At 55.4% G+C, this 23,939-nt stretch carries 15 protein-coding genes and 1 tRNA gene; 8 read left to right on the forward strand and 8 right to left on the reverse strand.

The window, feature by feature from the left end; all coding sequences use genetic code 11:
- Positions 1 to 38 precede the first annotated feature (38 nt).
- Both LC093_RS18650 and LC093_RS18655 read left to right on the forward strand, forming a co-directional pair.
- On the forward strand, positions 39 to 452 hold the full coding sequence (locus LC093_RS18650; RefSeq protein ID WP_226668455.1) for a MarR family winged helix-turn-helix transcriptional regulator: 414 nt from the start codon (positions 39 to 41) through the stop codon (positions 450 to 452).
- 38 nt (positions 453 to 490) lie between these two features.
- Positions 491 to 1,549 (forward strand): AraC family transcriptional regulator, encoded by a 1,059-nt coding sequence (locus tag LC093_RS18655; RefSeq protein WP_226668457.1) that lies wholly within the window; start codon positions 491 to 493, stop codon positions 1,547 to 1,549.
- 77 nt (positions 1,550 to 1,626) lie between these two features.
- Here LC093_RS18655 and LC093_RS18660 read toward each other — a convergent pair whose 3' ends face one another.
- Positions 1,627 to 3,339: a carboxypeptidase regulatory-like domain-containing protein gene (locus LC093_RS18660; protein ID WP_226668459.1), complete on the reverse strand. Its 1,713-nt coding sequence runs from the start codon at positions 3,337 to 3,339 to the stop codon at positions 1,627 to 1,629.
- A 305-nt stretch (positions 3,340 to 3,644) separates the two neighbouring features.
- Here LC093_RS18660 and LC093_RS18665 point away from each other — a divergent pair, with 305 nt between their 5' ends.
- Positions 3,645 to 4,430: an SDR family NAD(P)-dependent oxidoreductase gene (locus LC093_RS18665; RefSeq protein ID WP_226668461.1), complete on the forward strand. Its 786-nt coding sequence runs from the start codon at positions 3,645 to 3,647 to the stop codon at positions 4,428 to 4,430.
- Positions 4,431 to 4,476: 46 nt separating this feature from the next.
- The gene (locus LC093_RS18670) at positions 4,477 to 5,466 is read left to right on the forward strand and encodes an NADP-dependent oxidoreductase (protein ID WP_226668464.1); all 990 of its coding nucleotides are present in this window, start codon (positions 4,477 to 4,479) and stop codon (positions 5,464 to 5,466) included.
- Between the two features lie 111 nt (positions 5,467 to 5,577).
- On the opposite strand, the gene LC093_RS18675 is transcribed toward LC093_RS18670, so the two are convergent.
- The 5 genes from LC093_RS18675 to LC093_RS18695 form a co-directional block, all read right to left on the reverse strand.
- Positions 5,578 to 6,891: a glycosyltransferase family 4 protein gene (locus LC093_RS18675; RefSeq protein WP_226668467.1), complete on the reverse strand. Its 1,314-nt coding sequence runs from the start codon at positions 6,889 to 6,891 to the stop codon at positions 5,578 to 5,580.
- Between the two features lie 361 nt (positions 6,892 to 7,252).
- Positions 7,253 to 9,511: a DUF5011 domain-containing protein gene (locus tag LC093_RS18680; RefSeq protein ID WP_226668468.1), complete on the reverse strand. Its 2,259-nt coding sequence runs from the start codon at positions 9,509 to 9,511 to the stop codon at positions 7,253 to 7,255.
- A gap of 740 nt (positions 9,512 to 10,251) precedes the next feature.
- The gene (locus LC093_RS18685) at positions 10,252 to 11,610 is read right to left on the reverse strand and encodes an oligosaccharide flippase family protein (RefSeq protein ID WP_226668471.1); all 1,359 of its coding nucleotides are present in this window, start codon (positions 11,608 to 11,610) and stop codon (positions 10,252 to 10,254) included.
- Positions 11,611 to 12,340: 730 nt separating this feature from the next.
- A tRNA-Arg gene (locus LC093_RS18690) sits at positions 12,341 to 12,417 on the reverse strand.
- 159 nt (positions 12,418 to 12,576) lie between these two features.
- Positions 12,577 to 14,862 carry a TonB-dependent receptor gene (locus LC093_RS18695; protein ID WP_226668476.1) on the reverse strand — a complete coding sequence of 762 codons (2,286 nt, stop codon included), beginning with the start codon at positions 14,860 to 14,862 and terminating at the stop codon, positions 12,577 to 12,579.
- 516 nt (positions 14,863 to 15,378) lie between these two features.
- Here LC093_RS18695 and LC093_RS18700 point away from each other — a divergent pair.
- The 3 genes from LC093_RS18700 to LC093_RS18710 all read left to right on the forward strand — a co-directional run bounded on the left by LC093_RS18700 (position 15,379) and on the right by LC093_RS18710 (position 20,372).
- Positions 15,379 to 17,607: a TonB-dependent receptor gene (locus LC093_RS18700; protein ID WP_226668479.1), complete on the forward strand. Its 2,229-nt coding sequence runs from the start codon at positions 15,379 to 15,381 to the stop codon at positions 17,605 to 17,607.
- 210 nt (positions 17,608 to 17,817) lie between these two features.
- Positions 17,818 to 19,227 carry an adenosine deaminase family protein gene (locus LC093_RS18705; RefSeq protein ID WP_226668482.1) on the forward strand — a complete coding sequence of 470 codons (1,410 nt, stop codon included), beginning with the start codon at positions 17,818 to 17,820 and terminating at the stop codon, positions 19,225 to 19,227.
- 29 nt (positions 19,228 to 19,256) lie between these two features.
- Positions 19,257 to 20,372 (forward strand): purine nucleoside permease, encoded by a 1,116-nt coding sequence (locus LC093_RS18710; protein ID WP_226668486.1) that lies wholly within the window; start codon positions 19,257 to 19,259, stop codon positions 20,370 to 20,372.
- 49 nt (positions 20,373 to 20,421) lie between these two features.
- Here LC093_RS18710 and LC093_RS18715 read toward each other — a convergent pair whose 3' ends face one another.
- Positions 20,422 to 21,003: a TIGR00730 family Rossman fold protein gene (locus LC093_RS18715; RefSeq protein ID WP_226668489.1), complete on the reverse strand. Its 582-nt coding sequence runs from the start codon at positions 21,001 to 21,003 to the stop codon at positions 20,422 to 20,424.
- 240 nt (positions 21,004 to 21,243) lie between these two features.
- On the opposite strand from LC093_RS18715, the gene LC093_RS18720 reads away from it, so the two are divergent.
- Complete coding sequence (locus LC093_RS18720; RefSeq protein ID WP_226668491.1) at positions 21,244 to 21,663, forward strand: c-type cytochrome; 420 nt, start codon at positions 21,244 to 21,246, stop codon at positions 21,661 to 21,663.
- A 189-nt stretch (positions 21,664 to 21,852) separates the two neighbouring features.
- Here the strand turns inward: LC093_RS18720 and rep are convergent, their stop codons facing one another.
- The gene (gene rep / locus LC093_RS18725; protein WP_226668493.1) at positions 21,853 to 23,886 is read right to left on the reverse strand and encodes a DNA helicase Rep; all 2,034 of its coding nucleotides are present in this window, start codon (positions 23,884 to 23,886) and stop codon (positions 21,853 to 21,855) included.
- Positions 23,887 to 23,939: the final 53 nt, after the last annotated feature.

Raw genomic sequence — 23,939 nt, forward strand, 5'->3', positions numbered from 1 at the left:
ATACTTGCTTAGTCAACTATTTGTGCAGTGTATTGATTATGTCAAATTCCAGTACCTCCCTCGTCATCCAGAATGCCCTCCTTGCCGCCAAGCTCGCCCGCAAAGCCGGCAATCGCCTGAGCGTCCATGGTATCAGCCTGACCGAGTACCTCGTCATGGACTACCTGGATCAGTGCTCCCAGGAAGTCTCCAGAATCGAACTGGCCGAATACCTGGGGATGAGCGCCTCCGGTGTCACGCGCTTGCTGCTGCCTATGGAAAAAAATGGTGTGGTGGAAAAAGTTCAGAATCCTCGCGACGCCCGCCAGAGCCAGGTCAGGCTCTCGAACACCGGAAAAACACTGTATAAAGATGCCTCCACCAGCTTTGGGCATATCGCTGCCGACCTGACGTCCGTATTGAGCGAGCCTCAAAAAGGCAAAGCCATCGAGCTACTTTCCCGGTTGGTTTAAACCGGGGTTTATTACCGAACGTTTAAAAGGGTAGCGCGATGGAAGAATTCTCCAGGGCCTCGTCGCTGATTTTGTTCAGCGAGTTCTGCGCGGCATCCGGGCTGGATCCAAAAAGCATGCTCCAGGGTGCTGGCCTTCCCGCAGATAGCCTTTCCCATTCGGATAGCCTGATTTCCTATCAGCGTATGGCGCTTTTACTGGAAAACTGTGCGATTGAGTCAGGCAACCCCCTGTTCGGGCTGGAATTTGGCTTGTATCAGGGCACGGCGGTCTTTGGCCAGCTTTTGTATCTGTTAAAGAATGCCAACACGGTCGGTGAGTCACTGGAAGAGCTGGCCCAGTACTACCACTTGCACTCCAACAGCGGCTTGGTGAACGTGGAAGTGCACAACAAGCTCGCGATACTCGAATACAACCCGATGTTGAGGAAGGGTATTCCCGCGCGCCAGGCCATCGAACTGGCGATTGCGGTGGGCAAGCAATTGCTGAAAATGCTGCTGGGTAACCAGTGGCAGCCACAGGCGGTCCATTTTCAAACCGCCGCCGGAGCGTCGCCGCAATCCTATGTGCGCCTGCTCGGCGTAACCCCACATTTCAATAGCGCGCAAAATGCCTGGGTGTTCGACGCGGCCTTACTGGACGCGCCCCTGAGCAATGCCGACCCGGCGCTGCACGCGCTGATGCGCGCGCATATCGACCAACTGGATGAGCTGGCACCAAAAGAGTTGCCGGCCTATGTTTGCCATCTGCTGCGCAACTTTCTGCCCAATGGCAAGGTGACCATCGATTTTGTGGCGGATTACATGATGGTGAGTTCGCGCTCTTTACAGCGGATGTTGATGGAAGAGGGCACCAGCTTTCAGACGCTGCTCAACGAGACCCGCCAGGCCGTGGCAACACGCTACCTGAAAGAATCCAGCATGAGTCTGACCCAGCTCTCCGGTCTGCTTGGCTATGCCGACCTGGCCAGTTTTTCCAAAGCGTTTCAGCGCTGGTTTGGCATGAGCCCGCGGCAATGGCGGGATCAACATGGGCAGTCAGCCGCCGCTCAGCGTCTGGCGCGACAGCAACGCGTACCGGGATGGCTGCGTCGGTGATGAATCCTATCGGCAATTTACCGAGGAACATGCCGGCTCCAGGACAGAGCCGGCGATCTGTTTCCGATTCTGCCTGATCAGTTCAGGCGGTAATCCGGGTCGATACACATCAACACGCCAGTAAACTCCTCGAGCGCCTGTACCGGAATCGGGTTGTTGGACATGCACACCAGACCATCATCGGTAAATGACATATCCCGGGTGTAAGTGCCGCGCAGCGGTGCCGGGTAGGCTATAAAGCGCTCTTCCGCCGGTACAAAGCGGTATACGTGATCGGTCATGGTCTCGTTGACCCACACGTCGCCAGTGTCCGGAGAAATATTAAGGGAGTAAGGACCGGGGCGGGCACCCTCGGCAAACTCCGGCATGTCGTACACCTTCACGTTCATGGTTTTCGTATCGATACGCGCGATCTGACCGTGGGCGTAGCCCGTCTGCCAAAGGATGCCGTCCGGTGCGAAGCGCAGACGGCGCGGACCGAATACCGGTGACTCAATCTCGGTGACTTTCAGAGTCTTGGCATCGATACGGCCAATCTTGTTACCCCACAGGCGGCTGTACCAGATTGAGCCGTCGTGACTATTTACCGCCACGCCGTACGTCAGCACAGCAGGTGTTATGGCCACTGGCGTTGGCGTCGGCAGATCGATCAGCGTGACCTTCTGGGATTCAGGATCCAGACGGCCGACCTGTTCGGTACCGACAATGCTGAACCACAGGACACCCTCGGCATCGACGCGAATGGTATGCGGGTAAATGGCAATGCCGGGCAACGGCACCGATTTTTCCCAGTGTTCGGTCTCGGGGTTGAATATACCGATGGAGCCGGAGAAAGAGTTGGTGACATACAGTTTGCCGTCCTGGCCCTCCGCCAGCGAGTGAGGCCCGTGGCGTACATTGATCTTGTTCATTGCCGGCGGCACGCCCATTTTGGTGAACTTGCCACCCAGCGGCATACCTTCTTCCGGCTGGGGCACGAAGCGGGTTTTGCTACTCTTCAGATCTGTGATGTAGAGGCCATCCGTGAACTGATCCACTGTGTACACAAACCCGTTTCGCGAATACACGTGCGCATCGTGTGGTACACCGGAAGCCGGCAGCTGGTATTCGTAAATCTTGGTGTGTGCCAGCGCCTCGTCGATGGGAAACTGCGGGCGCATTTCGGTGGGCTTGCCATTGAAGCCCTCGGCAAAAATTTCCGCGCGGCGGCGGTCTTTTTCGGTCACATCTACCGCACCCATATAGGCGTGCATCCGGCGCACCGATTGCTCCCAGGATTCTGCAGGGCGCACGATGCGGGTGAAGGGGTTGCCCAGCTGGTGGCAGGAAAGGCACTCGAGCTGGAATTTGTCACGCGTGAAGGGCGCGCCTTCTTCGGTATCAAATGGCAGCGTATTAAAGTGGTAGGAAGCCGCCAGGCTATCGGAAATCGCCTGGTCACTGTCCAGTTTTGCGAGTTTCACGGAATGGCTGAGCTGATCTTTGTCGCTTTTCAGTCGTACCATCTGCTGGTTGTCGGCGAAATAGTGGCCGCGTACCCGCAGGCGTAGTTCACCGCTGAGTTGGGTATCCAGCACATACCGACCGTCGCTATCGGTATAGACGGATTCCGAACGCCCGGCTTGCACATCGGACAGACGCACGATGGCGCCGGAGACCGGCTTGCCTTTGCTATCGGTAACCTTGCCGGAAATGGTCGCGGCTTTTACTGCCAATACTGGCAGTGCCAGGGCCGTTGCCAGGGTCAGGGCTCCGACACGGAAAATAGATTTACCCGTCTTCTTATTCATCAAAGTTGCTCCGCCTTATTGTTATCGGACGTGTGTTTTCGCTGGCATCCGATAGTAGGTCGTTGCACACGGGAAACTTGTCTTAATCCGTAGTGCATTTGTCTAAGTACGCCAAGCGGGGCCGGATGATTGGCACAGTGATCGACACGTGAAATACGTAAAGTGTCGTTTATTGCAAAATTATTGGCGTGCTTTGGCAAGTCTTGTGGGGGAGTAAGGAGGGATACTCGAAGGCGGAATGTCAGTCATTTCCCTGGATCGGATATGACTGAGGATGCCAACAAAAATAATAATGGAGCAAAAAAATGATGCTAGAGAATAAAAAAGCGATAGTGACCGGTGGTGCGTCAGGCATTGGTGAACAGATCGTACGTCTGTTTCACGCACAGGGTGCCGCCGTGGTAATTGCCGATATCAATCAGGAGAACGGCACCAAACTGGCACGGGCGCTTGGCGAGCGCGCTTACTGCGTTGCCGTCGATCTGAGTCAGCCTGAAGACATCGAGCGTATGGTCGGTGAGTCCGTGGAAGTCCTGGGCGGGCTGGATATCCTGATCAACAATGCCGGGTTCGGCACCTACGGACGCACGCACCTGGTAGACCCGGCGGTGTGGAGCAAGATCATCGATGTAAACCTGAATGCGCTGTTCCATACCTGTCGCCACGCACTACCGCACCTGATGAAACGCGGCGGCAGCATTATCAATACCGCGTCCATTTCCGGAGCTGTGGCCGATTACGGCTTCCACGCCTATGCCGCGGCAAAAGGTGGGGTAATCAATTACACCCGCAACCTGGCGCTGGACTACGCGCTGGACAATATCCGGGTAAACAGTGTCAGCCCTGGACTGATTGACACACCGCTGACCAATGTACTGACCAGCAATCCCGATGTGCTTGGCGTCTTTGAACAGAATATTCCCATGAGCCGCGCGGGTAAACCGTCAGAAGTGGCCAATGTATTTCTGTTCCTCGCATCCGACATGTCCAGTTATATAACCGGGCAGAACATCGTCGTCGACGGTGGTATGACCGCCTGGAATGGCCAGCCCAGATACACCCAGATGTTCGGCGACGTCACCATTCCCTGATTTCTTCTGCAGCAGTAACGCAACGAGAGTACGTAAAGTGAGTAGCATGACCTATAAAGCGATCCAGTTGAGCAAGCGCCCGAGCGCCGATATCACACCGGATATATTCGAAACCGTAGAGCTGGAAACCCCGGCTCTGGAGGAGGGCCAGTTCCTGGTCAAGCAGACCTATATGTCTCTCGACCCGGCGATGCGTACCTGGCTGAATCCGCGTGAAGATAGCTATATGCCGCCGGTCCAGGTTGGCGAAGTAATGCGTTCCTACGGTGTTGGTGAGGTGGTTCAGTCCCGCAACGCCAATTTTCCGGTCGGTGCACGGGTACTGGGTACCACTGGCTGGGCGGAATATGTCCTTGGCAACGAGGAAATGCAGGTTGTGGATAGCTCCATCGACCCTGAAGCACTGCTGTCCGTGTTCTATGTCACCGGCCTGACGGCCTATGTAGGCCTGATCAGCATTGGCCGGCCGAAAGCTGGCGAGACGATTCTGATCAGTGGCGCAGCGGGTTCTGTTGGTTCCCTGGCAGGTCAGATTGCCAAAGCCGAAGGCCTGCGTGTTGTGGGTACCGCGGGCAGTGAAGAGAAATGTCGCTGGCTGGAAGACGAGCTCGGCTTCGACAAGGCGATCAACTACAAGTCTGACGACCTTGCCGCGCAACTGGATGAAGCCTGCCCGAACGGCATCGACCTGTTTTTCGAAAATACCGGCGGCCCGATCCAGCAACTGGCTTACGAGCGCATGAACCGCTTCGGACGTATCCTCGTGTGCGGCATGATTGCCGAGTACAACTTCGAGAAACCCGCACCGGGTCCGAACTGGATGGACATCAACCTTAAAGGCCTGCGGGTAGAAGGCTTCGTAGTGCCAGATCACCTGGACAAAGCGCAGGAAGCCACCGAGGCTCTGGCCAAGTATGTACAGAATGGCCAGATCCGCTTCCGCAGCCATGTGCTTGATGGGCTGGAGAGTGCCGTGGAGGGGGTCAACCTGTTATTTAACGGCGGTAATCAGGGTAAGTTGCTGGTTAAACTGTAAAGCGTAAGGACTCGAAAGCAACTTAAACGAAAAGCCCCACCGGATGGTGGGGCTTTTTTATAATTTCCAAAATGCGGGACGGCGCTACTTCGTCTACTTCACATACTCCGCTCAGGATACCGGATCAACCTGCTCAACACCGGACTTGTGTGCTACGAGCACGGAATAGATCTGGCTTAACTCTTTACCCTTCACGCTCCAGCTAAATTCATTGGCTCTCATTCGCGCCTGCTCGGCAAGGCGATGTCTCGCTTCCGGATCATCACGTAAATGTGTGATTGCCTTTGCGAGTGAATCGATCACATGCTTCCTTCCCAGTGGCGCGATCTTGATGCCATCTTTCTCTGTAACATATTCCCCAATTCCGCCATTATCAACAACGATGCATGGGGTGCCGCAGGCCATTGCTTCCATAACCACGGCGCCACCAAACTCCCTGATTGAGGGGAAGCAGAATAGGTCACTTTGTGAGAGATGCTCGGCTACTTCCTGGTGTGGAATATTACCGGTAAAGGTAACAATATCGTCGAGAGCGAGTTTTTTACTGGTTTGCTGAAGTTCAGTGCGCTGGGAGCCATCCCCTACGATAGTGAGCTGTAGCCTGTGTCTATTGGAGCTTTCCTGAACGATTTTATGAATAGCCTCCAGTAACATATCGCAACCTTTATAAGGTTCGAGCCTGCCAACAAAAAGCAGCCTTATGTCATTCTGGCTGGCTTCCCTTTCCCCGTTAACTTCCTGCTGGGGCCTGTAGAAATTGTCCGGAACACCATTTTCATACATTAAAGCGAGTTTGGTTTTTGAAACGCGGAGGTTCTTTTCGATCCAGTCCTTGGTATAAGTCGAACCTGAAAGAATCAGATCTGCCCGCTTGTATGTGGCGTGATATCCAGGGATAAGCCAGCGTCCGATAGACCTGAGAAAATACAAAGCGCTAAATTCTTTTCGTCCTGTCTTCTTAAATGCATCCGGAAAAGGTACGCCGCCATTCACCGGGCCCATCAAAAAAGGAATATCGTTGCAGTATTTTGAGATATTGTAGGGATACCTTGGCATCATGGGCGTCATGGCGTGCACAATGTCAAATTCCCTATTTTTTATTCTATGACGGAAAAGTGAAACGACCGCTTTATCGAAGAAGTGATAGATTGGAAACTGTAAAGCGTGTCTCAAGGGCCAGATTACCTGGCCTCTCAAAGTACTTAGCTTTACGATTGCACGGTAATAGAAATTCTCGAATGCACCTGGCGTTATATAAATAATCTCTCTTTCTCCCCGTATTTTTTCCAAAGCCTCACGATTTCGACAGTGGGTTACCAGGGTTACATCGCAGAATTTACTGGTCTGCTCGTAAAAATAATAGCCGACCAATGGAACGGAGCTAAACTCCGGGTTGCAGCTTTCTATAACGAGAAGAGCTTTCATATCGTGGATAGTCCATTCCTTTGTATCTAGATGTGTCAGGCTTAAGAAGGGTATGAGTACTTTCGATGCTTAGATTGCCGGAAAAATAGCTCGTTTTCAGTTGTACCGGAGGTGAAAAATTTCACCCGCAGACAATAGGGGATATTTTTGACGGTAAAATTTTGTTCCAGATTACCAGAACAGTTTAAGCGTAGATATGGGGCGCTAAAAAAGATGGCGCATATTTAAACGTGCGATCTTGCAGTGTGGTCGCCGGTATTCACAGGAGCGTGATGGCGGAATAGGCAGGTGGATAGGAATCTTCTGGATCTTTAAATAAGAAGCCGCGCATTTTCTAGGCACGGCTTCTTAAAGTTACAGTCTAACGCGCGGGCGGAAGAGGAATCGATAACTCATTGGGAACAGCCGCAACACAATTTTTCGTCGCTGCGTAGACTCGGTCCATGTCCATGAGTCCATCTGTGACTTCAATCGGGTTGTAGCCGCAGGCGGGGTTCTCTGAATTGAACTGGGTTCCCCTTTCAACAACATTGACACCACCCATTTTTAACTGGAATGCACCGGTGTCCACCTTGTCTTGCAGAAATGAATTATTAAAAATTCCAGAGTAAAAATGTGCGTGGTTCGCGACCATTGCCGCTGATGTGTGGCCGGGATCCTGTATCGTATCGTTAAAAATATTATCGATGACGAAAACGAAGTGGGGTGCCCAGTGCATCGTTGAATCTGTAGGACGAATGTGACCCCCCGAATCAAAATCCTCGGCCACTTTATTGTTTAACTGTATGCTGTCACTGGCGGGACGAAGAGTAAGGCGACTTTTGGGGCCGCTCCCGCCAATATGATTGCCTCGTAGCCAGCTATTGGAAACTACCATGCCCCAAATACCCATGAACCTCGCGTTGTGTTCGTCGGCTGTTTTTGCTTCCACACCAGCCATACCGCTATTAATGAGGTTGCATTCGTTAAAGCAGCCGATATTGACCTTGGGCAAATTATTGGCGTTGCTCTTAACTACGGAGTCCGTCAGGAAAAGGCCATAAGGCAGCGGGACGAGGTCGCAGTCCAGTTCGTCGGGGTTATTAGTGCAAAAAGTCGTTGCATTACCAAAAAAGAAAGAGCCTTCGTATGTGGCATCGTTGGCCCAATTCAAATCAAGATCGTGATATGTCTGAAGTGTTCCCGACATTCCGGCAGTGGCCCGGCCGATACGCAGCCCGGTGAGTGTAATATTGTAAGCCCAGCCTTTGTTGATATAGCCATTGCTATCGCGACTGAGCATATCGTAAGCGTTAGCAGAGGACGTATTGGGCGCCTTGTCATTGCAGCCTGTATCCACGCCAATAACCGCGAGGGGAACCAGCGGGCGTGCACCGGCTCCATACCGATCTATAGTGACGTTCTTTTCCGTATACCCGATGCATATATCGCCATGTGTTTCACCAGCATGGAGCAGAACACGCTTACCACTAAAGCCGCCAGCGTCGGGCATACGGGCTGCTTGTTGGGCGCCAGCGGGGCATCCATCATAATTTCCGGCGGGAGATACACAGAGCGTGTTAGCCGCGGTGTAATAGTTCTCCTGGCTCCTGATGGTAACCGTGATAAATTCATCATTGTAAATTCCATCAGGATTCTGCACCCTTACTCCAACACGGTAAGTGCAGCTGCCATTTTCATAGCGGCTACTTTCTGGTGTACAGGTAAAGGTATGTATGGCTCTGGGGGCTGGTCCGACTTGGGAATTGCGACTATTGCCGGTCGTTGCGAATTCTCCGGAATCCGGATCGTCAAAATCAAAGTGATAGCTCAACCACTGTCCTGTAGCACACGCAGTCGCATCGTTACCACCTTGAAAGTCCTCGCAACTCACGTCCGTCGAGTCTTGAGCAGAAAAATAAACGGTCTCGGGCGAGACACCTTCCACTCGAGTAAGAACACGCAGGCTGGCTGCAATATCGTCAGACTGGACGTCAGAATTACTGACATGAACTGTGCGAACAATTGAAGCAGTTTCTCCATCCGTATTCGCTACGGAGTAAGTAAGTGGGTAACTTCCTGCGATGGAGGTGTCGACGGACCCTTCAACCTGAATCTGATCCGATAAATCCTGTTCACCATCTTTAGCAGTTGCACCGGGATCTTCAAAGGGCTCACCTACAGGGATGACCAGTGAACGGCTGCCGTTCAGTTTGATGACCAGCCCCGCTGATTCTGGTTCCAGAATTGTCAGGGTGCGGCTTTTCTCGATGGCAGCCTTGCCCTGTTCGTCGCTCACGTTATACGTAATCTGGACTGTGCCGGCGGTAGACGTATCAATATTGGCCGGCGAGCGAACAACGCTGGATGTCAGGTCACCATCTTCGGCATCATCCGCGGAAAAGCCTGGATCAACAAACGCGTCTCCCGCGGTAATCTCCACGCTGGCTGCGCCTTTGAGAGTAATGACGGGTGCGGCATTGGTAGAGCCTGAGCCACTGCTGGACCCGCTTCCTGACCCACCTCCTGAACTGCTACTGCCACCGGGATCTGGCCGCAGGTCACCTTTATTGGAGCCGCCTCCACCGCCGCATGCGGCGACGACGACGCAGGTTAGTAAGATCAAGGTTTTTCTGAACATAGGTACATCCCCAAGGGTTTCATAGCATGATAAGCACGCCATGCTATGGATACTGTGACTAGTAGCGCAGTTGGTAGAAGTGTTTATAGCGAAACTGAATAAGACTGTAGGCCAGATCTATATGTATCAATTACCACGCAAAAAATGTTGTGACTGCGAATTGCCGGGTGGGTCATGAGCAATACAAATTGGTCTCGACCTATTGGTCGGCTTCCGCTTTTTTGAAACCAATCATTCACATTGATTGGCGATATCCGGACGGTGTTGACGATCATGCGAAGCTTCTGGCGCCAGTCGTGTCAGAGTGGCACAAGCAGCTTTTAGTTCCGGATGATTTGCCGGTACGGGCGATCAGAATCAAACACTTCAAAATGAAACTGCACAGCTGAGATATGGATCCAAGCTGATTAGTTGCAACAACAGTATTGGTGCTCGTTGCGAGTTGACCCCCTGAATATGATGAAATTTGTCTTAGGTTAGGCTGAGTGAGAACTCCCTCACAGGGATGTGAGGAGTTTAGTGTGTGCGATACGGCCAAAAGATATCAGAGAGTCTGTTTTACAGAGTTTTAATCCGCTACAAGGTTCTCGTTGAGTGAGACTGGCGGCGCCATGATAGTGCCGTCGACTATTTTTTCTCATGAATATTGGCGCTCAAGTATTGAGAGTAGGAAGGGTGCGCGCGCCTTGCTCTTACATGTAAAAAGTATGCAAGTAGAAGGTTTGTGCGTAACCATCGAATCAGAATACTTTTTTAAGCTCATCAAAAAGAAATAGCAGCCAGAGGCCGAAAGGTATGGTGATTATGATCGAATCAAGCAGGAATAATTTCTTAGTAAAATAATGGCGTGTAGAAAACGCTGCGAATATCCCGAATAGAAGTTGGGAATATGAGACGCCAAGAATCAATCCGCTTGTCCCAAAAGATAGGTACCCGAGTAGCATCGCACTAGCCAGGAGAATCGATTGAACGATTCTCACCTTGAATAGAGCTCTTGAATTAGCGTGTGCTTTGAAAATCGGTAGATAGCAGTTAGCAACGATGAGTCCAACCGATCCTGCAGCAATTGTGGCAAGGATGGGGCCTACTGCGGCGTATTCTTCTTCGTAAACCAAGTCTACGATAATGTTGGATCCGGCGCATAAAAGTGCAATACCAATCGAAGAGCCTATCAGGATCATTGACCGTATTTTGATCGCAATCAGATCAATGTTTTTGCTCTCTCGGTATTTGGTGTATACAGGGAAAAGCCATTTGTCGCTCAGGTTTTGCGCTATACCACAGAAAATTAAGCCAACATTCGAGGCGACAGAGAAAAATCCCAAAGTTGTTGTTGTCAGAATGAATGTTAATGTTAATTTGTTTCCTTCCCTGGTGATCCAGGTGACACCAGTTGTTGGTAAAATCCATTTCCCATAATTGAAAACTTCTTTAAATGAAACCCTGTCGATATGGATACGGTTTTTTGTGCCGCTTCCAATTCTATGAGACAGGGCGACAAAAAAAACTGTTGCGATCAAGTCTGCAAAAAGAATTGAACTGGCAGATGGCCATGAGTAACAAAGTAAAATTGCGAAAATAAGCCCCAAAAACCTTTTTCCGACTACAAAAAGACATGGAATGGTCATATCGAGCTTCTTTTCCAGTTGGAAAAGTTTGGTGGAGTTGAAACCTGAAACAAGAGCGATGACTGCAGAAATTTGCAAGTAAAAAGATAGGTTGTCGAAAGCGGGATAAATTTTTTCGCTAAAAAATGATGCCCCAATCAATGCCGCGGCAATCGCGATGTGTTGGGTAATATAAAGGGTCCAGATGGTATTGACGTAGTTGGAGTCAGAGTTTCCACGGTTGTTGTTGATTATGCTGCCCCTGAGGCCAACTTCAGAAAATAATACGATGGCACTGGAAATGGTGGTGACTATCAGTATTTCACCGAAGACTGAAGGGGACAGAAGCCGGGTGAGGATGATCGTGGATACCAGGCGAAGAAAAATTTCTATGCCTCTTGTGCCAATAACCAATATAGCGCTTGAGAGCTCAGGCTTTTGGATAAACTGACGGATACTCTGGAAACGAGTAGAGGAAATAAAGGTATTCATCCGTGAACTTTATTCTGAAAAATTTTGGTGTTGACACGCCTTCAAACAGGGAACATTTTCCAACCTAAGGTTGGTCATATTTGTTTGCTGACAGGCCTTCCATGGTGTCTTGACGTTTTTTAACTATCGATAACCCTGCACCCAGAAAGATTAACCAAAGCATGTGAAGGTATGCGCTGTTTATCTTGATAAAAAAATTTCTGAAGCTTGGTATTTGTGCAGTTCACTGGTTTATGGACCATTGTCGCTACCTTCAACTGCAATATCCGTGCCTCACAGCATATGGTGGCGTATGGTTTTGCGCAAGGGGACAACCGGCTGCAGCCTATTGGTTACGCCGGACGGGTATGCAGATAGGTCGCCCGAGAGGATTAGCTCCCTTCGGTCGCTGGTCTCCGGTGGCTCCGCCACCTACGCTCGAACCTGGGAGATGGTCGAGGCCCTTGGGCTTGGGAGGATATGTAACCAAGCTGCCCGAGAGGATTAGCTTCGCCCTTCGGGCTCGCTGCTCTTCGGCGCTTTGCGCCTGCGAGTCGAACCTGGAATTGGTTGAAGCCCTTGGGCTTGGGAGGATATGTAACTAGGCTGGCCCGAGAGGATTAGCTTCGCCCTTTGGGCTCGCTGCTCTCCGGCGCTTTGCGCCTGCGAGTCGAACCTGGAATTGGTCGAAGCCCTAGGGCTTGGGACGATATACAAAAAAGGCCACCCGATGGGTGGCCTTTTTTGTATATGGCCCGCCCGAGAGGATTCGAACCTCTGACCTTTGCCTCCGGAGGGCAACGCTCTATCCAGCTGAGCTACGGGCGGTGGATGTGCTACTGGCTGGGCCAGTGCGGAGGCGGATTATACAGAAGCACCGGGATGGGGCAAAGCATGGATTTCACTTTGTGCCGGTTTCCCGCCACCCGGTCGAGGGGGCGGGATGTTCCTGCAATGGCCTTGAGGTGGCCTCGTGAGGGGAAAGGGTCAGAACTGGTAGCGTGCACGGGCCATCAGCTGGCGCGGTGGGATCAGTTCCACACCGGTAGCATTGACACCAAACACGTCGCTCATGCGGGAGTTGACCCCGTCCTCATCGAACAGGTTCATGGCCATCAGGTCGAAGCCCCAGTTGTTGGCAAGGTCGAAGGCCGCTACGGCGTTGACCAGGTTGTAGGCGGGTACCTTATCCACCGCTGGGTTTTCAAAGATGCGCTGGCTGAAGCTGCCGCGGTAGGTGTATTGCAGGGTGCCGGTGAAGGCGGTGCCGGATTCAAAGGTGCTGGAGTATTGCAGGCTCAGGTCAGCGGTGGTGCCCGGGGTCTTGGCCAGCTCGTTGCCGTTCACATTCTCGCGGCTGTTGTAGCGCAGCAGTTCATCGCCGAAAAAGGTCCCGCTTACGGCAACGTTATCGAGGGCGTCGAAGTCGGAGGTGATTTCGGATTCGATCGCCGCAAGTTTGAGGTCCAGCAGCCAGGCGCTACCGAGCAGGGCGGTCACTTCGAGTTCGGCACCGTAGATCTCGGATTCCGGGATATTGGCTACACCGCCCTGGAAGATGTCCGGGTCGGTGGCCTGGAACTGCAGGTTGTCGTACCGGTAATAGAAAGAAGCCAGGTTGGTACGCAACAGGCCGCCGAGCAGTTCCGCTTTCACGCCGAGCTCGAAGGCATCGATGGTTTCATCGTCAAAGGTGGGATCCACCAGTGCGGGAGAGCCGTCTTCGCTATTGCCGTAGGTAAGGTTGCTGCCGCCGGGCTTGAAGCCGCGGGTGTAGGAGCCATACAGCATCGCCGCTTCGCTGAGGTCGTGTTCCAGGGCCAGGCGGCCGGTGACTACGTCGGTGTCAGCCTCGATGATATCCGGCGACGGCACGAAAAAGTTGGAGACCTCGCTGTACACCTCGTCCTCGGTGTAGCGCAGGCCGGTGATCAGGCGTGTGGTGTCGCTGGCGTAGAAGGTGGTCTGGCCATACAGCGACAGGGATTCCCGGGTGGGGAAGGCGTCGGAAATAAAGCCGACATCGCCGGCGAACACATCTGGAAAGGTGGTGGGGTAGCCGTCCAGTGTGCCATTGCCGTTTGCATCCAGCTCCTCACGGATATGGTTTTCCAGCTCGGTATCCAGATAGAAGGCGCCGACAATCCAGTCCACCTTATCGAACAGCGGCTCGTTGGAGATCACGTTTACTTCCAGGGTGCGGGTTTCGACTACGGAGGTTTCCGGGTCGAAGGCACTGATCGTGTATTCCGGGGTTACTGCATAGGAATGGCGGTCGTTATCGCGTACCACCAGGATGTCGTCTTTCTGCCAGCTGCCCAACGTCTTCAGGGAAGCCGCGCCCAGGTCGGTTTCCAGAATGGCGCCGACAATGCGCGACTCGAGTGTGTATTTGGAGCGGGTGTCCTGGGCGAGTTTGCGCTCGTCCGGGGTCGGGTCGTCGATGCCCTTGATCGCCGCACCGTTGGCGTCTTCGTCGAACGCCTGGCCGAAGACCCGCAGGCTCGCGCTGTCAGACAGGTTGAACAGCCAGTCGGTGCGCAGGCTCAGATTGTCCATATCGTCCAGTTCCTGGCCGTTGAGGACATTCTTCGAATAGCCATCGCGGCTGGCACTGGTCACAGAGGTGCGCATGGCCACAACATCGGAAAGCGGCACATTGATCGACGCGCGTACCTTCTGCAGGCTGTAGCTGCCGAGAGTGGTATCCACCTTGCCGGAAAATGCCTCTGTAGAGGGCGCGCGGCTGATCACATTGATCGCGCCACCGGTGGAGTTCTGGCCGAACAGAGTACCCTGGGGCCCGCGCAGCACCTCGATACGCTCTACATCGATAAAGTCGGTCTGCAATGCAAACGGGGATGCGATGTAGATGCCGTCCATATGGTAGGAAACCGACGGGTTGGCAATGGCGTTCTGGTTGGCCTCGTTACCCACCCCGCGAATCGAAATCACGGTTTTGTAGCCCTCATTCTTGGCCACGGTAACGCCCGGTGCCACACCGCTCAGGTCCACAAACGATTCGATGCCCTTGGTTTCCAGGTCATTGCTGGAAAGCGCCGTTACGGCCTGGGAAAGGTCCTGCAAACTCTCACTGCGCTTTTCTGCAACCACGGTCACTTCTTCCAGTTGGTTGGCATGCAGGACAGCGGGTGTGATCGCGAGGGCAATGGCCACGCTGAGTGGGGAGCGCGCCTGGGATACGGCGTTGAGAATGGAGCGGTACATGGGTTCGGTCACCTTGGTGTTTTTGAGGATTGGATTGCAGGCCATCAAAACATCCCGGCCAGAACTCGCTTGCGCCATCGTGGACGCGCCGAACACTGATTCGCACAAAATGTGCCAAAACCTGACCAAGCTGTCAGAAATTGGTTGCGGTGGCGTCGAAATGCTTCAAATGGTGTGGGAGGCCCGTGCCGGGCTAGTTATAGAGCGAAACACAGGCTCCATCGCCCGTCGCGAGGCAGTGGCATATCGGCACAACGTTCACTAGCGAAATAAAAGTGGAAGCCTAAAAACAGTGCGAGATTGAGGGTTTTCAGGGGCATTTGGTGTATTTCGGTGCAGCTTCACCAATGGTGAGTGGGGGAAATTGCGCGGTGAAGGTGCGGATTGGCCTGTTATTCACTGGTCGGTGGCGCCGTTAGACAATCTGACTGATCGGTTAATTTTTGGCACGCTCGTTGCTCTTCTGGTTATCGGGATATTCCACATATAAGAAGCAAAACGAGAACTGAAGACCACCGGCTGCCTGTTCAGGCACTCGGTTTGCGCAAAGGACACTGATCAATGAGCAAGGCAATCACCCCCTCTCTCCTCGCCACCGCCATCGCCGCAACACTGCCGGCCTGGGCCGTTGCAGCGGAGGATATCGAAGCAAAACGCAAACCGGCGGTGCTCGAGGAAGTCACGGTTACCGCACAGAAACGTGCAGAAGGCCTGCAGGAAGTGCCGATTTCGGTGGCGGCACTGTCCGGTGAGCGCTTCGACAGCATATTCTCCGCGGGTGACGACATCCTCGCACTGGCGGCGCGGGTGCCGAACCTGTATGCCGAGTCCTCCAACGGCCGCGCGGCACCGCGCTTCTATATTCGCGGCCTCGGTAACTCCGATTTCGACCTTGCCGCCTCACAGCCGGTATCCATCATCTTCGACGATGTGGTGCAGGAAAACGTAGTGCTGAAGAGCTTCCCGATCTTCGACGTGGAGCAGGTGGAAGTGGTGCGCGGCCCGCAGGGCACTCTGTTCGGGCGCAACACCACCGCCGGTATCGTCAAGTTCGACAGCCGCAAACCCACCATGGAAAACGACGGCTATATGAAGGTGGGTGCTGGCGAACTGGGTACCGCGAATGTGGAAGGCGCCTTTGGCGGTGCCCTGATCGACGGCAAGCTCGCGGGCCGCGTTTCCATGCTGCGCCAGGAGCGCGGCGACTGGATTGATAACACCTATACCGGCGAACAGGACGCGATGGGTGGCTTTACCGAACTGGCTGTGCGCGGACAGTTGCTGTGGACCCCCAGCGAAGATTTCAGCGCATTGCTGAATGTGCACCAGCGCGATCTCGACGGCACTGCCAGCGTGTTCCGCGCAAATATTTATGAACAGGGCGAACAGGGCCAGCTGAACAATACGTTTGACCGCGACGCGGTCTACTACGATGACGGCGACAATAACCCGCAGAAATACGAGAGCGCCGGGTCTTCCCTGAAGCTGGAGTGGGACCTGGACGGCATGACGCTGAGCAGCATTACTGCCTACGAGAGCGCCGACGGCTCCAGTAAGGGCGATATCGATGGCGGCGTGGCTGGCGATGGCCCCGGCTTTATTCCGTTCGGTGCCGTTACCGAAGACACCGCGGACGTATCCCAGGTGACCCAGGAAGTCCGCCTCGCCAGCAACACATCCGATCCATTGCAGTGGCAGCTGGGCGGTTTCTACTATGACTCCGACCTGGACGTCACCAGCATCGATGGCTTCTATGGCGCAACTACCGTCAGCCACGCCAACACCTCCTGGGCTTTGTTTGGCCAGACTTCCTACGACTTTACTGAAGCCCTGACTGGTACTGTGGGCCTACGCTACACCTACGATGAAAAATCCCTGGTGGTGGGTGACCAGAACGTGGATGGCTTCGCGGCGGTGATCGGTGCCGCCAGCATTCAGGACTACGACCCGGTCAAGATCGACGATGACCAGCTGAGCTGGGAGACCAGCCTCAACTATGCGCTGAATGATGACGCCAGCGTGTATGTGCGCCTGGCCGAAGGCTTCCGCGCGCAGTCCATTCAGGCCCGTGACGTGGCCTTCGAAGGCAGCCCGTCGGTGGCGGATTCCGAAACCATCACTTCGTTCGAGGTGGGTTACAAGGCGGACCTGCTGGAAGATACCCTGCGCCTCAACACCGCGCTGTTCTACTACCAGATCGACGATATCCAGCTCACCGCCGTCGGCGGTGGTGGCAACTTCAACCGACTGCTGAACGCCGACAAGGGTGTGGGCACAGGCTTTGAAGTGGACCTGGAGTGGGTGGTCAACGAGAACCTGCTGGTTACTGCCGGTGCCGGATTTGCCGATACCGAAATCCAGGATGCGGACCTCACCACTGCGCCCTGTGGCTCTGGCCAGTGTACGGTCACCAACCCGCTGACCACCGACGGCCTTGCCATGATCGACGGCAACTCGTTCCAGTCGGCACCGGAAAGCGTATTCAATTTCACCCTGCGCTACAGCCTGCCGGTAGGCAATGACGGTGAAGCCTTCTTCTACACCGACTGGGCTTACCAGGGTGAAACCCACCTCGCGCTGTATACCGCGGAGGAGTACACCATCGACAACCAGTTCGAGGGTGGCCTGCGCGCCGGTTACACCAGCTTCTCCGGTGATTACGAAGTGGCTTTCTTTGGGCGCAACATCACCGACGAGGAAAACATCAAAGGCCAGATCGACTTCAACAACCTGACCGGTTTCGTCAACGATCCTCGTATTCTCGGTGTGGAATTCCGCAAGAACTTCTGACCGATATTGGAGTGTTGCTGAATATCCGTCCGTGCCGGCAAAGCATCAATGCCCGCGCGGGCGGCCACACGATCGCCACATTAACCCGGTAGATTCTTTCGCCGGGTTTATTATTTGTCCTGCTGCCGGAGCTAGATTTTGACCACAGCGTACCGATCGAAACCGACGATTTTCCCTGCATTAGGCCTTTGTACGAGCCTGCTTTTATGCATGCTGAGCCCGGCGGCCAGTGCCGTCGAAAACTGGTTCGAGGAATTCAAAACCTCTGCCGACGACCGCGACCTCTACCGTTTTCTCTACGCGCTGCCCAAGGGTGGCGACCTGCACAACCATCTCACCGGTTCCAATTTCAGCGAGTGGTGGTACGAGCTGGCCACCAACAAAACACTGAATGGTGGCTATGAGTATTACACCCGCGTGCGCATTAACAACTGTGTTGGCTACGGCCAGGATATGTTCGGTCGCGCCCCTTACCTGATGTATTTCCGCAATCTGCAGTCGTCGAGTTACGCGGCGCTTTCCGATTGTGAAAAGGGTGAATACAAAAAAATCGACGCGCTGGATACGCGGGAAAAAGCGGCGTGGCTGGACAGCCTGCGACTGGACAAGGCGCACGAGGGACGCGAGGAGTTTTTCCAGACCCACTGGCAGCGCCTCAATGACCTGGGGCATAACCCCTATATCAATGCCGAGATGCTGGTGAAAAACATGCAGGCGTTTGCCCGCGAAGGACTCACCTACCTCGAGACCATGGAGGGTACCCGCTTCTATAGCCATCCCGATGGCAGCGCCTTTGCCCCGGATGAAGTTGCAGACATTTTCCGCAAGCGGCTGGCGGAGCCCGACGCGGTCGCGACCGGTGTGACCGCGCGTATGCAGTATTACCTGTTACGGTTTATCGGCAATGCCGAGGAAGACCTGGAGTGGATCTATCGCTTTGTCGACCAGAACCGGGACCTGTTTGTGGGCATCAATATGGTCGGTCGCGAAGATAACGACAAAGGCCACCCGCTGCGCTTCCTGCCCACCCTGCGCAAGCTGCGCCGGGATATCCCCGGAGTGCCGCTGTCCATTCATGCGGGCGAGGTGGATGAACCCAATCACCACGTGCGCGACACCCTGTTGCTGGGTGCCACCCGGATCGGTCACGGCGTTAACCTGGTCAGCGACCCGGACACCATGCTGCTGATGCGCAACAGCAACTACCTGGTGGAGATCAACCTGATCAGCAACCTGCTGCTGGACTACGTGGACGACTACAGCCAGCATCCTTTCCCCGAGTACCTGCGCATGGGTATCCCGGTGGCGCTGTCTACCGATGACCGCGGCATGTGGGATTCCAATATGACCGATGAATATTTTGTCGCGGTAAAGGAGTTCAACCTGTCCTGGGAGGAGCTGACTTCCCTGGCCCGCAACTCCCTGCAGCACAGTTTTGTGGATGACGAGACCAAACAGAAATTGCTGAAGGATTACGAAGCACGCCTTGCGCGTTTCAAGTCTCGGTTCCAGCGCCGGGGCATGGCGTCGCTGGGGGATGTTGTGCCCCGCAGCCACAGTTTTACCTGCAAGCAGTACGAGCTGTGTGAGTATTCCACGCCGCTCGCGGCCGCCAACTGAACATAAAGTCGAAAAATACCAAGAGAAAAATGATGTTGAAAAAAACCTTCTGCCGTCGCGCAGCGATTTCCGTTTTGTTTTCCCTGTTTGCCCTGGCTGGCTGTGAAAATAAGGTGGAAAACTCGGAGGAAAAACCGGGCCCACAATCTTCCCGTGCGATCCCGGTAAAAGTGGTCGTGGTCAATATGTTTGAAATCGGTGAGGACGAAGGCGATACCGCGGGGGAATTCCAGCTGTGGAAAGAGCGCCAGAACCTGAGCCAGCGCTTCCCGTTTCCCCAGTCACACCACGACCTGTTCCTGAACCCGGAAACCGGGGTGCTGGGTATGGTGACCGGTATGGGCACCAACAAATCGTCGTCGGCGGTGATGGCGCTGGGACTGGACCCACGTTTTGACCTGAGCAAGGCCTATTGGCTGGTGGCCGGTATTTCCGGTTTCGATCCGGCGGACGCGTCCATCGGCTCCGCGGCCTGGGCGGAATGGCTGGTAGACGGTGACCTGATGCACGAGATCGACAGCCGTGAACTGCCGGAAGACTGGTCCACCGGTATTTTCCCGCTGTTCAGCAAGGGGCCTTATCCGGAAAAACGGCCGCTGAATCAGGGCGAAGTATTCCGCATCAATGGTGAACTCACCGAGTGGGCCTATCAGCTGACCAAGGATATCGACCTCGGGGATGACGACACCATCGCCGAGAACCGCAAGGCGTTCACCGAGTTTCCCAATGCGCAGCGCAAACCGTTTGTGCTGAAGGGGGACAACCTTGCCGGCATGACCTTCTGGCATGGCGACTACCTGAACCGCTGGGCCAACCGGTGGGTGGATTACTGGAGCGAAGGGCAGGGGAGCTTCGTTTCCTCTGCAATGGAAGACACCGGCACGGCACAGTCTCTGTTTTACCTGGATCGCGCAGGCAAGGCCGACTACGAGCGTTTGATGGTGCTGCGCACCGCGAGCAACTTCACCGTACCGCATCCGGGTATGACCGCGGCGGAAAGTCTGCTGAGCGAGGGCGAGGATTACGCCGGCCTGCAATTGTCACTGGAAAGCGCCTACCGCGTCGGCAGCCGCGTGGTGGACACCCTGGTCAGCGATTGGGAGACCTACCGGGACCAGATGCCCTATACCGTGGAAGGCAAATAGCGGGTTTTCCCGAATGCGGTCGCGTAATGTGCGACCGCCAACTTATCACTCAGCGCGCGCTTTTCGACAGGCGCTCATCCATCGCCGGGGCCTGGTAGTTTTCCATCTGCGTGAGCAGTTGCGCCGGGTCTTCTGCCTGCAGCAGCATCTTTCTATATTGGTCCGCCACCAGCTCCTCCGCCACCGTGTGATCGAGGAACCTGATCAGGCCGTCATAGTAGCCAGCCACGTTCAACAACCCGCAGGGTTTGCGATGGAAGCCCAGTTGCGACCAGGTGAGGATCTCGAACAGTTCCTCCAGGGTGCCGAGCCCGCCGGGCAGGGCGATGAAGCCGTCGGAGACGTCCTCCATCAGCGCCTTGCGCTCGTGCATGGAGCCGACCACCCGCAGCTCATTGAGGCCGCTGTGGACAACTTCCCGGTTGGCGAGGGCGTGGGGAATGATGCCAGTAACATGACCGCCGCGCGCAACCACGGCATCCGCCATCGCGCCCATGATGCCGATACCGGCGCCCCCGTATACCAGGCCGATATCCCGCCGCACCAGTTCCTCCGCCAGGGCCTCGGTGGCGGCGAGGTATTCTGGCCGGCGCCCGGGGCTGGAGCCGCAGTAAACACAGATTTTTTTCATGTGGAGGTCTCTGTACTCTCACTCAGGCATCGCAGTCTACCTGTTAATGTTCCCGCGCACCCGGCTGGGAGTAGGGGATTGGTGGCGTGGTGCGCCCGCCGAAACCGGGTTTAATGGGCACTATTTGTGCTCGGGCCTTCGCAGGGGGCGGCGCTATGCTTATAATGCGCGGCTGAATTGTAGAGGTAAGTGGCAACACGCCGGAATCTACAGGCCGCTAGGGGCCTTTAGGGGGAATGGATGAAAGTTGTATTGAATTTCGTAGCGGCCCTGGCCGTGGTAGCGGGCGCGGCGGTAGCTGTGGCCCAGTCTGTGGACGAGCAGATTGCCGAGCGCATCGCGCCGGCGGGCAAGACCTGCATGAAGGGCGACGAGTGCGCGGCGGCAGCGCCGGCAGCAGCAGCCTCTTCCGGTGGCGCGCGCAGCGGTGCTGACGTGTACTCTGGCCACTGTGCAGCCTGTCACGGCACTGGCGCGGCTGGCGCACCCAAGTTCGGTGACGCTGGCGCCTGGGGCCCTCGCGTAGCCAAGGGTATGGATACGCTCTACACCCACGCGCTGAATGGCTTCAACGCGATGCCGCCCAAAGGTCTGTGTATGACCTGTTCCGACGACGAAGTGAAGGCGGCTGTTGACCATATGGTAGAGAACAGCAAGTAAGCGACTGCTTACTCAAGCCGACAAAAAAGGCCGCTCAGTGAGCGGCCTTTTTTGTGCCTGGTTTTATGCCTGGATCCCGGCTCAAGGCCGGGATGAGGGGAATCTATGCTCTACATCGTCATACCGGCGAAGGCCGGTATCCAGCTTCAGAGGTGGGTGCCGGATTGAGTCCGGCATGACCTTTGGCGGTTAGTCGAACATGCTGAGCAACGAGCCCAGCGTCTCTTCCCCCTTGGCCTGGTTCTGCTCCGGCGTCGCCTTGCCAAAGCCCTCAAACACGCAGTCATCCTGCGGCAGTTCGTCGAGGAAGCGGCTGGGGGTGGTGTCCTGGTTCTCGCCGAACATCTTGCGCTTGCCCGCCAGGGTCATGGTCAGCGTCTTCTGCGCGCGGGTGATGCCCACGTAGGTCAGGCGCCGCTCTTCCTCGATATTGTCATCCTCGATGCTGTTGCGGTGCGGCAGCAGGTTCTCCTCCATGCCGATCATGAACACGTGCGGGTACTCCAGGCCCTTGGACGCGTGCAGGGTCATCAGGCTGACCTTGTCGGTGGCTTCCTCTTCTTCCTGGCGGTCGAGCATGTCGCGCAGGATCAGCTTGGAAATGGCCTGCTCCAGGCGCACGTCCTGCTCCAGCTCGTCGTCGGTGCCTTCCATGGTCTTCATCAGGCTATCCAGCAGCCAGTAGACGTTTTCCATGCGCTTCTCGGCCACTTTTTCGCTACTGGCGTTCTGGCTGAGCCAGCCGGCGTAGTCGATGTCGTCGAGCATTTCCCGCAACGCGGATTCGGGGCTGTTGTCGCGGCAGTTGCGGGCCACGCCTTCCAGCCAGTGGGCGAAACGGTCCAGGCGCTCATAGCCCTGCTCGGTGATGTGCTCCCTGAAGCCGATCTCGGAACAGGCGCGCAGCATCGAGATCTCGCGGCCCTTGGCGTAATTACCCAGCGCTTCAAGGCTACTGGTGCCGATCTGGCGGCGCGGGGTATTGATGATACGCAGGAAGGCGTTGTCGTCGTCCGGGTTAACTAACAGACGCAGGTAGGCCATCACGTCCTTGATCTCCGCACGGGCAAAGAAGCTGGTGCCGCCGGACATCTGGTACGGAATCTGGTTTTCCTGCAGCTTCATCTCAATCAGGCGCGCCTGGTGGTTGCCCCGGTAGAGCACCGCGAAATCCATGAACTTGGCGCCGCGGCGGGCCTTCTGCAGAAAGATCTCGTTGGCGACCCGCTCGGCTTCCTCGTTCTCATTATTCATCTTGAGTACGCGGATTTCGTCGCCGAGGCCGCGATCGGACCACAGCGCCTTGTCGAATTCGTGCGGGTTGTGCGCGATCAGGTGGTTGGCCACCTTGAGGATACGGCTGGTGGAGCGGTAGTTCTGCTCTAGCTTGATCAGGCGCAGGTTGGGGTAATCCTGCTTCAGCTGGCTCATATTTTCCGGGCGCGCGCCGCGCCAGGCGTAGATCGACTGGTCGTCGTCGCCCACCACGGTGAGGCCGCCGCGGCCGCCCACCAGCAGTTTCACCAGCAGGTACTGGGAGCTGTTGGTGTCCTGGTATTCGTCCACCAGCAGGTAGCGGATTTTCTTGCGCCAGCGCTGCAGCAGCTCCGGGTCGGTATCGAACAGCTGTACCGGGATCAGGATCAGGTCGTCGAAGTCGACCGAGTTATACGCCTTGAGGGCGTCGCAGTAGCGCCCGTAGGCCACCGCCATTGCCTGCTCGCCCGGGCTCTGGGCCACTTCCAGCGCCTTGCGTGGGGTGAGCATGTCGTTTTTCCAGTTGGAGATCTGGTTCTGTACCCGGTCCAGCAGATCGGTATCCAGGTCGCCGTCGCGCAGCATCAGCTCCTTGATCAGGCCGCGGGCATCCTCGGCATCGAAGATGGAAAAGCCCGGTTTGAAGCCCGCCGCGCGGTATTCCTTGCGCAGGATATTCAGTCCCAGGTTGTGGAAGGTGGACACGGTCAGGCCGTGGGAAGCCTTGGACTTCTTGCCGTCCGGGCCAACTATCAGCTTGCCGACTCGCTCCTTCATCTCCCGCGCAGCCTTGTTGGTAAAGGTCAGGGCAGCAATATTGCGCGCCTGATAGCCGCATTCCTCAATCAGGTAGGCGATCTTGCGGGTGATCACGCTGGTCTTGCCGGAGCCGGCGCCGGCCAGCACCAGACAGGGGCCGTCGATGTACTTTACCGCTTCCGCCTGGCGGGGATTGAGTTTGGTCATGGGTACAACTGGATCCGGAAAGCAGGTTAAAACAAGGGGGTTCTCAGGGCGGC

The sequence above is a fragment of the Microbulbifer aggregans genome (assembly GCF_020524005.1).
Taxonomy (GTDB): domain Bacteria; phylum Pseudomonadota; class Gammaproteobacteria; order Pseudomonadales; family Cellvibrionaceae; genus Microbulbifer; species Microbulbifer aggregans_A.